An 11,872-nucleotide genomic window follows, 5' to 3' on the forward strand; every position below is an offset into this window, starting at 1 on the left:
AACTATAGAAAAATGAAAAAAGTATTTTTAGCTGCGATTGCAGTTTTAGGTTTTGCCTTTACTGCTTCAGCACAAGAAGGCGTTAAGAAAGCTGTTCAAAAGACAGAAGCTGTTGCTAAAGACGCCAAAAAAGAAGTCAAGAAAGCCGATGCAAAAGCCAAAGAAACTAAAGTTGTTCTGAAAAAAGACGGAACTCCGGACAAAAGATATAAGGAAGCGAAAGAAGTTGTCTTGAAAAAAGACGGAACTCCGGACAAACGATACAAACAAAAATAAATCATTAAAAAGCCACTTTTAGGAGTGGCTTTTTTTTGTTTCATTACTATTGATCCATAAGATAAATTAAAGTCGTCATGGCGGCGGCTCCGAGTTCAAGTTCCCGTTTGTTGACCGCATTAAATTTGTCAGTCGCTGCATGATGGTAATCAAAGTAGCGTTGCGAATCCGGTCTTAATCCGGCTTTTACGAGTTTTGTTCCGGTGAGTGGTGTAATATCTGAACCAGTATGTCCCTTTTCAAAAAGGTGGATCATATAAGGTTCGAACAACGGTTTCCAGCTTAAGATTTTTTGGAAGCTTTCGTCATCACCTTCAAAGTTAAAACCTCTTGGTGAGAAACCGCCCGAATCACTTTCGAGTGCGAAAATGTGGTTTTCTTTATTGGCTTTTGACAGTTCTTCATACTTATTCCCGCCGCGTCCGCCATTTTCTTCATTCATAAACAAAACAGCGCGAATCGTATTTTTGGGTTTGTAGTTGATGCTTTTGAGCAAATGCAACACTTCCATACTTTGCACCACGCCTGCCCCATCGTCATGCGAACCGTCGGCCAAATCCCACGAATCGAGATGACCGCCCACAACCATGATGTTTTCGGGATGCTCGCTGCCTTTGATTTCGCCAATCACATTATACGATAAAACATCTTCAAACTGTTGGCACGATTGCTTGAAATAAAAAGTCAGTTTTGGATTTTCTTTGAGTTTCTTACTCAACAATTCCGCTCCGTTAGTACTGATTGCGGCGGTTGGAATGTATTGCGATTTTGGAATGTCGCCATAACTCTGGGCTCCAGTGTGCGGATAATCATCGAGGCGGAAATTCATCGAACGCACAATCGTTCCGACAGCGCCAAATTTGGAAGCTTCGCGTGCGCCGACATAACGCTGATCCACCGCATGACCATAAGATGTCATGGCTTCGATGTTTCCGGTTTCGAAAGCGCGGTTGTAGAACACGATTTTCCCTCTGATATTTTCGGCTCCGAGTTTAGCCAGTTCTTCAATGGAATGCACTTCAATAACTTCCGCTGAAAGCCCGATTTTGGACGTAGCAACCGATCCACCCAAAGCACAAATCGGTACATTGATTTTCTCTTTAATGCTTTTGATGTAGGCGGTTTCCTTTTCGCCACGAACCCAATGCGGCACCATAACTTCCTGAAGATAGACGCGGTCAAGACCTAAAGTTTCGAGTTGCAGTTTTGTATAATCCACGGCTTTTTGAGCGCCTGCGGAACCCGAAAGCCTCGCTCCTATTTTATTCGACAAATCGTCAAGCCAGCTATAGCATTTGGAATGGGCTAAGGCGTTGTCGTAGATTTCACGGATGGTTTTCTCTTGATTTTGGGAAAAAGTGAAACCAGTTTGAAGCAGCAAAACAGTGAGAATAATTTTTTTCATTATTTAGATTTAATGTCATAAAAATAAACCAGATTTCCTTCGCTTTGAAAAAAAGTGAAGTTTTATTTTTTTATTCGAATGGTTTTAATTTACTTTGTTTTTCAAAGTACTTTAAAAATGGAAACAAAAGATTATTTAAAAGACATACAGGACATCAAATCGATGATGGAGCAATCGTCACGTTTTATTTCTTTGAGTGGGCTTTCAGGAATTTTAGCGGGAGGCTACTCTTTGATCGGAGCTTGGTTTGCCTACAAAACCATTTATTTTGACACTTCGACTATGGGGAATTACAGCAATTTAGTGATTTCGCAGGAAGCCGTTTATAAATTGATTGGTATTGCTGTTGCCGTGATTGTCTTATCTATTGTTACCGGAATTGTGTTGAGTTACAGAAAGGCCGCAAAACAGCATCAACCCGTTTGGAATAATGTGTCGCAACGGTTGGTCATCAATTTTGCGATTCCGATTGCGACCGGAGGAATTTTCATTCTGTATTTAATTGAGAAAGAAATTTTTGGATTAGTTGCTCCATTGACCTTAATTTTTTACGGATTGGGTTGTGTCAATGCGAGTAAATATACGCTCGGTGATATCCGTTATCTGGGCTTGATGCAAATTGCACTCGGCTTATTGTCGCTTTGGTTTTTAGGTTATGGCTTACTGTTCTGGGCAATCGGATTTGGCGTCGGACACATTCTTTACGGTTCGATCATGTATTTCAAATACGATAGAAACTAAAATCGTGAAAGACATCCTAAAAAATATCAACAAGGCTTTTGACCACAGAATACGGTTAGGTATGATGTCGGTTTTGATGGTTAATGAAAACGCCGATTTCAATACGCTTAAGGAATTGCTTGGCGTAACAGATGGCAACCTTGCTTCGCATATCAAAGCGCTGGAACTTGAGCAATACATTAGTGTCGAGAAGCAATTCATTGCGAAAAAACCGAACACCAAATACAGCATCACGGCTTCGGGCAGGAAAGCATTCCAGGAACATATAGAAGCACTCGAAAAATTAATCCAGAAAAGTTAGTCTATTTTTTTATACAATAACTTTGAAATACAAAGTACTTTTTAAATATTAATCACCAATAAAAACAAAAACATGGAAACACAAAAAAACACCATCACCTCCATCTTCCAATCGAATACCGCCAAAATGATGCTCGTCGGGATGCTGACACTCGTCTTACTGATTCCGCTCGAATTTGTGAAGAACCTAATTTTAGAAAGATCACAACGCCAAGAAGAAGTCAAAACCGAAATCAATGACAAATGGGGAAAAAGCGTTTACTTTTATGGACCGATCCTCAAAATTCCGTACACCAATTTTGAAGAAACCGTTTCGATCAACGAGAAAACCAAAGAAAGCGTCAAGGAGAAAAAAGTGTTTACGAGTTACGCCTATTTCTTTCCTGAAACGCTTCAGGCAAAAGCGAATGTTTCGACCAAAGTGCTCAACAGGAACAATTACGAATCCGCGGTTTTCAACAGCGCGATGCAATTCGACGGGCATTACGTACAGCCCGATTTCAGCAGCCGCGACATTGCCGACGAAAACATCCAATGGGATAAAGCGACAATTGTCGTGCAAACCACGAATCTCAAAAGTATCAAGAATGAAGTCAAAATCCGTCTGGGCAACAGCGATTATACTTTCGAACCCGTCTACAGTGGCAACGCAAACGACAGCACCGAATCGCTTGAAACCGGTTACATCGATTTGAAAAAGCAGCTCGCTTTGGGCGCCAAGTTCCATTTCGACATCACTTATAACGGCAGCAAACAGATCAAAATGGTGCCGATTGGAAAAACAACCCAAGTGGCAATGCAATCGAACTGGGCGTCACCGAGCTTCACCGGAAATTTTTTACCCGACGACAAAACCAAACAAATCACGGCCAAAGGTTTTAAGGCGAATTGGAAAATCCTGCACATCAACCGCGCCTTTGCGCAACAGGTTTTTGATACGCTGCCGAATCTGAGCCCTTTCGCTTTCGGGGTCGATTTTGTGATTCCCGTAGACCAATACCAGCAGAACGAACGTGCCGCCAAATATGGGTTTCTCGTGATTGGCCTGACGTTTTTAATTTTCTTTTTGATACAATCGATCAGCAAAATCAGCATCCATATTTTTCAGTATACTATGATTGGTTTGGCTTTGATCATGTTCTACACTTTGCTGATTTCGATCACGGAACACAGCAGTTTTTCGACCGCTTACATGATCGCCGCGATTGCTGTAGTATTGATGATCAGCCTGTATTCGATTGCCATTTTGAAGAACCGGAAATTCCCGATGTTTATCGGAGCATCGCTATCGGTTTTATACAGTTTCATTTACATCATCATCCAGCTTGAAAACTATGCGCTGATGGTCGGAAGCATAGGTTTGTTTATGATTTTAGGAGCGATTATGTATTGTTCGAGAAAAATTGACTGGAGTAAATAATCAAATAAAAATCAAATGCCGATACTCATCTTACTACAACTTTTAATCGCATTCATTCTCTTATTGCTGCTCATCGCTGGCCCAATATTGATGTTTGCAGGATTCTTTTGGGAAAATAAAAAACAGATCCGTTTGGGGTTTAAAATGTTCATAATTCCATTTACGATTATAGCTTCGGTAGCAATCCATCATGTCTTCTGGAACCTTGTCATAAAGCCAAACGAAAATGATTTGCTGGGGTATTATGAACTTACCAGTTCCAGCGCTGCAAAAAATGGAAAAACCACTTTAAGATTGTATGAAAACGGTGTATTTGAAAAAACGTCCAACATCAATCGTGTTTTGTGCGAAAAAGGAAGGTATCATTCGTATGATAACGAAATTTGGTTTACGTGTAACCATCATTCCTCTGTGGCGAAAATAAGCAAAGGCCTGATGGATTATAAACTTAAATTCATCACCAATAACAATCCCAACAGCGATGACAATCTCGTTTTTGAAAAAGTAAGCGACTGATGATTTGATTGAATAAAGAAAAACCCCGATGCCTATGAGTTTCGGGGTTTTTATATTGATGGCGTTTGTCTTTTAATGTGAAGTTTCTACTTCAATCGCATCCACATCAATGTTTTGTTTTTTCAAGATGCCTTTCACGACAATCGCAAACAAAGCAAGATAAGCAAAACACAACACAGGAATAAAGTAAGATTGGTGAATGCCGATGATATCAGACAATTTTCCTTGCAAAGGCGGAATGATGCCACCACCCAAAATCATCATGATCAAGAAAGCGGAACCTTGTGTGGTGTGCTTTCCAAGACCGATGATGGCCAAACTGAAAATCGCGGGCCACATGATGCTGCAAGCCAAACCGCCCGCTAAGAAAGCATAAATCGCAATCATGCCACTAGAACATAAACCAATCAGCATGGCAGCAATTCCGAAAATGGAAAAAATGAGTAAGGTTCTGGCGGGTTTGTCTTTCGAAAGGAAAGTCGCGCCAATCTGAATGAATACGCAAATGATGTAATAGTATAACGGTCTGATGTCTTTTCCTGTGATGAAATTGACGGCGAGTATAATCCCAAAAGCCACAACAGGTATCAAAATCAATAACAATTTTTTGGTGTCGTTTTTAAAATCGAAAGCGCTGATTGCTCCGGCCCAACGCCCGATCATGAGACTTCCCCAATACATCGAAATATACGGACCGATGTCTGACGCTTGAAGGCTACCGAATTCCGGAGTTTTTAGTAAGCCGCCTAAGTTACTTCCGATGGCCACTTCTACTCCAACATACGTGAAGATTGCTAACATCCCAAGAACAAGTTGCGGATATTGCATCGCACCCCAGCCCTCGCTTTGCTTCTGTGCTTTTTGGTTGGCGAACAACAATCCGACAACAACTACAAGCAAAGCTCCGATGAGCCAATACATTCTATAATGTTCCAAATCCGCTAGTTCTTGTGCTGAAATATTAGGATTGAGGTTCGAGTAACTTGCGAAAATCGGAGCAAAACACACCAACAATAATAAAGTAATAATCGCCAAAGTAGTCATGGCTTTGTTGCTTTGTTCGACTTTTTCGGAATTGATTCCGGCCGGAACGCTTTTAGACAAACCAATGATTAAGGCGCAAATCAGAAACAATCCGCCGACAGTGGCATATAAATAACTTACTGTATTCAAGCCTAAATGTTTGATTTGTTCGTCGCTGACGCTCGCTACTCCGAACAACGCAAAAGTCACGACAATAGGCCCAATCATAGTTCCGAAACTATTGATTCCACCACCGAGATTGACGCGTGTGATTCCAGTTTTCGGATCACCAAGTAGAATTGCAAATGGTTGCGCTGCAGTTTGTTGCAAAGAGAAACCTAAAGCGACAATGAACAAAGCAAAAAGGATTGCTGTGAAGCCTCCGAAGTTGACCGCAAGAATCATTAATACGGCTCCAATCAGAGAAAACAGCAAACCGTAAGCGATACTTTTTTTGTAACCCCAAAGCCCGACGACATCTTTCCCGGAAAGCGAACTGAACACATACAATCCTAAAGCGCCGAGATAATAAGCACCATAAAACGCGAAGTCGATGAGCTGTGACTGGAACTGGTCGAGGTTGAAATAGCTTTTGCAGAACGGAATGAACACGCCATTGCTCGCTGCGATAAATCCCCAGAAAAAGAACACGCTGATTAAAGTATACAGCGCTGGGTAATTGGTTTTTACTTGGTTTGAGTTCATGGTTAGGTTTTGTTAGTTTGGCTAAAAATAGTGTAAATAATTTTACCTCTAACAACCACCATTTCTATTTAGTCAACAAGTAATGAACAGCACTACTGCCTTAGCCCTGATAGTAACGGAAATCCTTATACGCCGTTGTTCGGCGTATAAGATTGGGAGTGGATAGCAGGAACAGCTCCTGAAAAATTACTTCACCGGCATAATGCTGACCGCAGTTCCACCACCGGCGGCCAAAATCAGTTGGAGTTTTGATTTTGAAGTGACTTCAATCGTTTTGATCTCGTAACTGATCGGGTTGTTTTTCCAATGCGCTGTTTTGCTGTCCTGATAAATGATCGCTTTGTATTTTTTGCCCGGCGTCAGGAAATCGAGTTTGATTTCGGTGTTTCTCGGGTTCTCATCGGTGATCGCGCCCAAGAACCAATTATCAGAACCTTTGGCTTTTCTCGCAATCGTGAGGTAATCGCCGGGTTCGGCTTCGAGGTATTTGCTGTCGTCCCAATCTACGGCAACGTCTTTAATGAACTGGAACGCATCGGGGTATTTCTCGTAGTTTTCAGGCAAATCGGCAGCCATTTGCAACGGCGAATACATCGTCACGTAAAGTGCCAATTGTTTCGCTAAAGTCGTATGCACTTGTGCGGTTTTGGTTTTGTCGTAAACGTTCATTTTGATTTCGAAGATGCCGGGCGTGTAATCCATCGGGCCGCCTAACAATCTGGTGAACGGTAAAATCGTTTCGTGCATCGGCGGATTTCCGTTGCTCCAAGCATTGAATTCGTTTCCGCGTGCGGCTTCTGCAGCGATGTAATTCGGATAAGTTCTGCTGTAACCTGTCGGACGCGAACTTTCGTGCGAGTTGATCATCAGTTTATAATCGGCGGCGCGTCTTGCTACGTAATTGAAATGGTTGACCATCGCCTGCCCGTCATGGAATTCTCCGCGTGGAATGATTCTTCCGACATAACCAGTTTTGATTGCCGGATAACCGTAACGCTGAGACAAATCAAAAGCGCGGTCGAGATGCCTTTCGTAATTGCCTACGGAACCTGAAGTCTCATTGTGCATGATCATTTTGACTCCTTTGGATTTGGCGTAAGCGTTCACTTCTTTCAAATTAAAATCAGGATAAGGCGTCGTGAAATCAAACACTTCTTCTTTCCAGTTGCCGTACCAATCTTCCCAACCGACGTTCCAGCCTTCTAAGAGTACGCCATCGAAACCGTTTTTGGCGGCGAAGTCAATATAGCGTTTGGTGTTGGCTGTGGTCGCTCCGTGTTTTCCCGATGGAATCAGATCCTGCGTTTTCTGGTTCTGCGCATTTTGTGAACCTGCGTAATCCCAAGTCGATTTCCCGACGTGCATTTCCCACCAGACACCGACATATTTCATCGGTTTGATCCAGGAAGTATCATCGAGTTTGGAAGGTTCGTTCAGGTTTAAAATCATTTTGGAACCCACGATATCGCGGGCGTCGCTGCTGACCATAATCGTTCTCCAAGGCGAAACACAAGGCGCTTGCAAATACGCTTTATCGCCAATCGCATTCGGCACCAAATGAGCCTTAAGTTTATAATTTGTTACATCAGCATCGAGGTGCATTAATGGATAATTGACTACAGCGGCTTCGAAAATATTGAGGTATAAATTCGAGACACTTTTCATCATCAAAGGCGATTGGATGGTGTATTGTCCGGCAATACTTTTGACGCCGATACCATTATCAAGGTTAATTTTTTTGGTGTCGATGTTCGAGAATGTCGTTTCGTTGTATTCGTATTCATTGCTGTCGAAATCGCCCGGAATCCAGAATACTTTGTGGTTTCCAGTGAGGTTGAACTCGGAAACTTCATCGGAAATGATAAAATAATTTAAGTCTTTTTGCTTTGGGAATTCGTAGCGGAAAGCTATACCTTCGTCGAACGCGCGGAAAATAATATTGATTTTTCGTCCGGTTTTGGCTTGGATTAATGAAACCGTTAGTTCATTGTATTGGTTTTTGATGCTCGATTGTTCGCCTAAAACAGGTTTCCAGTTTTCGCTGAAAGCAGTTATTTTAGAGCCTTCTACAGTAAAGTTTGTTGCGAGGTCGCCTAGGTTTTTCATCACGACCCCAAGGTCACTTTGCAGAATCACCGGTTGGTTTTTATAGGTTACGCTATAGGTTGGTTTCCCGGATTCGCCTAATTTAAAATCAAGCGTAATGGCTTTGGAAGGCGATTGGACGGATTGGGCGTTAGTGAAGAATACCAAGAATAGGAATACAATCGAGAGTGCTTTTTTCATGCTGCTTAAATTTTGCTAAAGATAAAATTAAGCTTTTACTTTTTGAAAAAAACAGCCTTAAAACTACGACAACGTTGTAGCTGGTATTTGGTTATTTGTGGATTTGGTTATTCGGTTATTCGTGTCATCAAATAACCGAATAACCAAATCCACAAATCCACTTTTTCAAAAAATCTATTTTCCGTCCACGTAATCCTGAAGGTATTCGAATCTTTTGGTGAGCTTGCCTTTTTCGGTCATCTTGGCGCGGTCTAAAATGCCGTCTTTATCTCCATTGAAAAATGCGGGAATCACGTGTTGCATAAACATTTCGCCAAATCCTTCACTCGCGTCTTTAGGCAATTCGCAAGGCAAGTTATCCACCGACATCACGACAATTGCGGCCGGATGCGTGTACGGAACTTCTTTGTCTTCACTTGGCAAATAACCAAATAACGGATCGGCTATCGTCGAAGCTTTAATGGTGCAGGCAATCGGGCCGTCCACGTCGCACGAGATATCGGCTACGACCTTGATTTTGCAATCAGGCGCGTTGAGCATTTCTCGGGATAGGATTTCAGGGCCTTCATTTCCGTAGAAATGTCCCGCCATGAAAATATCGGACACTTTGGAAAAACGCTCAAAATTCGAAGTGTATTGGGTTGGGTTTTTATAGAAATCTTCTTTTGAAGCGGGTTGGTCGTCTTTGCGTTGGTAATAATCCATCACGTCGATCTGCGTGTAGACCGGCTCTGAATATATTTTGGTAAGGAAATGCTCAGGCAAAACTTCCTTGATGCGCATGCCGTCGAGGATTTCTTTGGCGCCCATGGCCACTTTTCCGTGTCCGGTCAGAACGATTTTGATTGGTGGCAACACCTGGCGTCTGAGTTTGTTGACTAAATCGTCTTTACTTACTAAGGTTTCGGCTTTGGGAATTGAGAACAATTCGAATTTGAGCCCGAACGCGCGCATGCCGTTGTAAGCTCCGACAATTCCGGCGTAACGGCCAAAACCAATGAGTCTTTTATAATGCGCATCAACTATCGTTTCGTGGTCGTATAAATCTATTTTTTTATCGAGAATAGCCTGCAACAGTTTGCGGTTGTGGGCTTGCTTTTTTATAGTATGTGAAAAAAAGAAATATTTTTTATTCGGGATTAACGAATCGACTGGAACTTCCTTTACGCCAAATAATACGTCGCAATCCGAGACATCTTCCGTGACTTCAATGCCAAGCGCTTTGTATTGCTCATCGGTAAACACACGGATATCAGAGCTTTCAACTTTAATTTGCGCTTCGGGATGTTCTTTTTGGAGTCTTGCAACTTCTTCGGGGGTGAATACTACCCTGCGGTCAGGTGGGTTTTTTCTTTCTTTGATGAGGCCAAATTTCATGTGTGGGGATATTTTTACGGTCGCAAATGTAAACTATAACTACAACGTTTTCAAAACTTTTTTTCTTAAAAATAATCCTCGGAGTAATGCCTGATTTGTGGCATTTTATATAGTTAATAAAATGTTTATAACCCATTTTTCGGGTTTTTAATGCCATACCTTTGTTTGTCTATATTTGTCAATAAAGCTTTTCCCTATGACATTGAAGTCTTACACTCTATATATAAAACTTTTTTTAATCTGTATCGTATTCCTGACGTGTTCTCGACAGGAAAAGTCAGAAGATGGCATTGCCGAAACGGTGTTAAGTGCCAGCGGCTTGCCTACGATGCAACCTTCACAGGTAAAGTATGCCAAGGTTGATGCTGATTTTATTGATACCAAAAAGGCAGCGGTAGAAAAATACTGCAACAAATATTGGAGTAATGAAAACAACAATTTCAGTTTTTTGGTGGCCAAGAATGGAGAAATCATTTACGAGCGTTATCAAGGCATCGGCAACAGAGAACAACAAATTCCGATTACGAGCGACACACCTTTGCATATTGCATCGGTGAGTAAAGTGTTGACAGCTTCGGCGATATTATTATTAGTTGACAATGGTAAAATCGATCTCGATCAGAAAGTCAATACGATTATTGATAATTTCCCTTACCCGGAAATCACAATCCGTACTTTGTTGAATCACAGAAGCGGATTAAGGAACTACGCTTATTTTACGGAAGACAAAGGCGTTTGGGACCGACACAAAACACTGACGAACCAAGATGTTGCCAACTTATTGGCAGAAAAAAATATCGGTTTGGAATTTCCGACGGATACACGATTCGCTTATTGCAATACCAACTATGCGATTCTGGCTTTGATTATCGAGAAGATTACCGGAGTCAGCTATCCGCAGGCCATGGAGGAAATGATTTTCAAACCGCTGGGTATGACCAACACTTATGTTTTTGAATTTGACCGCGACCTTCAAACCGCAATGCCGTCATACAAAGCAAGCAATATGCGTTTGGCTTATGATTATCTCGATGCGGTGTATGGCGATAAAAACATTTATTCGACACCGAGGGATTTGCTGAAATTTGATATGGCGCGCAAGGCTCCGACATTTTTGAAACCTAAATTGTGCTGCCAGATATACAAAGGCTACAGCAACGAGCACAAAGGCACGAAGAATTATGGTTTGGGCATGCGTATGATTGAATGGGAAACCGGGCAGAAATACTATTTTCACAATGGTTGGTGGCATGGGAATATGTCATCGTATATTACTTTGACCAAAGAAAATGTGACAATCATTGCGATCACGAACAAGTCGAATAAGAATGTTTATTCGGTTCGGAAATTGGCTCCTGTTTTTGGGGATTATCCTTTTGAGTTTGGGGATGAAGATTGATTTTAATTGATAATTAACAATTGATAATTAGTTTACGGTGTATTGAACGATTCTTCTATAAACAACTTCTTTGTTTATTGTATGTTTTGGATTTACTTTTTAATGTAAGTGTTCTGAATAAGATGTAACCCTAGCCCTGATGGTAGTGGAAATCCTTTTGCGGTGGCGTTCGACGCAAAAGATTGTATCGGACAGCAGGTTCCCGGCTCCTGAATTAATTGATAATTAACACCCGAGGCTTTTGCCGAACTGAGCGGAGCTAATTGGATAATTGATAATTAGTTTTTGCAGAATTTAACGATTCTTTAGACCTACAACTCCAACTGTTTATAGTATATTTGCAGCTTCATTATCAATTATCAATTATCAATTATCAATTATCAATTATCAATTATCAATTATCAATTATCAATTATCAATTATC

10 protein-coding genes are annotated in these 11,872 nt (G+C 41.4%); 6 read left to right on the forward strand and 4 right to left on the reverse strand.

Annotation, left to right across the window (positions count from 1 at the left end; all coding sequences use genetic code 11):
• Nucleotides 1-12 precede the first annotated feature (12 nt).
• Nucleotides 13-276, forward strand: a complete 264-nt coding sequence (locus Q0058_RS10310) for a hypothetical protein (RefSeq protein WP_298223579.1) — start codon at nucleotides 13-15, stop codon at nucleotides 274-276.
• A gap of 46 nt (nucleotides 277-322) precedes the next feature.
• On the opposite strand, the gene Q0058_RS10315 is transcribed toward Q0058_RS10310, so the two are convergent.
• Nucleotides 323-1,681 (reverse strand): M28 family peptidase, encoded by a 1,359-nt coding sequence (locus Q0058_RS10315; RefSeq protein ID WP_298223581.1) that lies wholly within the window; start codon nucleotides 1,679-1,681, stop codon nucleotides 323-325.
• 117 nt (nucleotides 1,682-1,798) lie between these two features.
• Between Q0058_RS10315 and Q0058_RS10320 the strand changes: the two genes are divergently transcribed.
• The 4 genes from Q0058_RS10320 (at nucleotide 1,799) to Q0058_RS10335 (ending at nucleotide 4,658) form a co-directional block, all read left to right on the forward strand.
• A complete protein-coding gene (locus Q0058_RS10320; RefSeq protein ID WP_298223583.1) occupies nucleotides 1,799-2,422 on the forward strand; it encodes a hypothetical protein in 624 nt (207 codons plus the stop codon).
• 4 nt (nucleotides 2,423-2,426) lie between these two features.
• Entirely contained in the window at nucleotides 2,427-2,723 is a 297-nt protein-coding gene (locus tag Q0058_RS10325; protein ID WP_298223585.1) for a transcriptional regulator, read from the forward strand.
• Nucleotides 2,724-2,795: 72 nt separating this feature from the next.
• Nucleotides 2,796-4,142, forward strand: a complete 1,347-nt coding sequence (creD, locus tag Q0058_RS10330) for a cell envelope integrity protein CreD (RefSeq protein WP_298223587.1) — start codon at nucleotides 2,796-2,798, stop codon at nucleotides 4,140-4,142.
• A 15-nt stretch (nucleotides 4,143-4,157) separates the two neighbouring features.
• Nucleotides 4,158-4,658, forward strand: coding sequence for a hypothetical protein (locus Q0058_RS10335; RefSeq protein WP_298223589.1), 501 nt, complete (start codon nucleotides 4,158-4,160; stop codon nucleotides 4,656-4,658).
• A gap of 72 nt (nucleotides 4,659-4,730) precedes the next feature.
• Here Q0058_RS10335 and Q0058_RS10340 read toward each other — a convergent pair whose 3' ends face one another.
• The 3 genes from Q0058_RS10340 to Q0058_RS10350 all read right to left on the reverse strand — a co-directional run bounded on the left by Q0058_RS10340 (nucleotide 4,731) and on the right by Q0058_RS10350 (nucleotide 10,049).
• Nucleotides 4,731-6,386, reverse strand: a complete 1,656-nt coding sequence (locus tag Q0058_RS10340; protein WP_298223590.1) for an MFS transporter — start codon at nucleotides 6,384-6,386, stop codon at nucleotides 4,731-4,733.
• A gap of 186 nt (nucleotides 6,387-6,572) precedes the next feature.
• Nucleotides 6,573-8,672: a glycoside hydrolase family 97 protein gene (locus tag Q0058_RS10345; protein WP_298223592.1), complete on the reverse strand. Its 2,100-nt coding sequence runs from the start codon at nucleotides 8,670-8,672 to the stop codon at nucleotides 6,573-6,575.
• 174 nt (nucleotides 8,673-8,846) lie between these two features.
• Nucleotides 8,847-10,049, reverse strand: coding sequence for an NAD(P)-dependent oxidoreductase (locus tag Q0058_RS10350; RefSeq protein WP_298223593.1), 1,203 nt, complete (start codon nucleotides 10,047-10,049; stop codon nucleotides 8,847-8,849).
• 196 nt (nucleotides 10,050-10,245) lie between these two features.
• Between Q0058_RS10350 and Q0058_RS10355 the strand changes: the two genes are divergently transcribed.
• Entirely contained in the window at nucleotides 10,246-11,448 is a 1,203-nt protein-coding gene (locus Q0058_RS10355; protein WP_298223595.1) for a serine hydrolase domain-containing protein, read from the forward strand.
• Nucleotides 11,449-11,872 lie beyond the last annotated feature (424 nt).

The sequence above is a fragment of the Flavobacterium sp. genome, assembly GCF_027484705.1.
In the GTDB taxonomy this organism is placed as follows: Bacteria; Bacteroidota; Bacteroidia; order Flavobacteriales; family Flavobacteriaceae; genus Flavobacterium.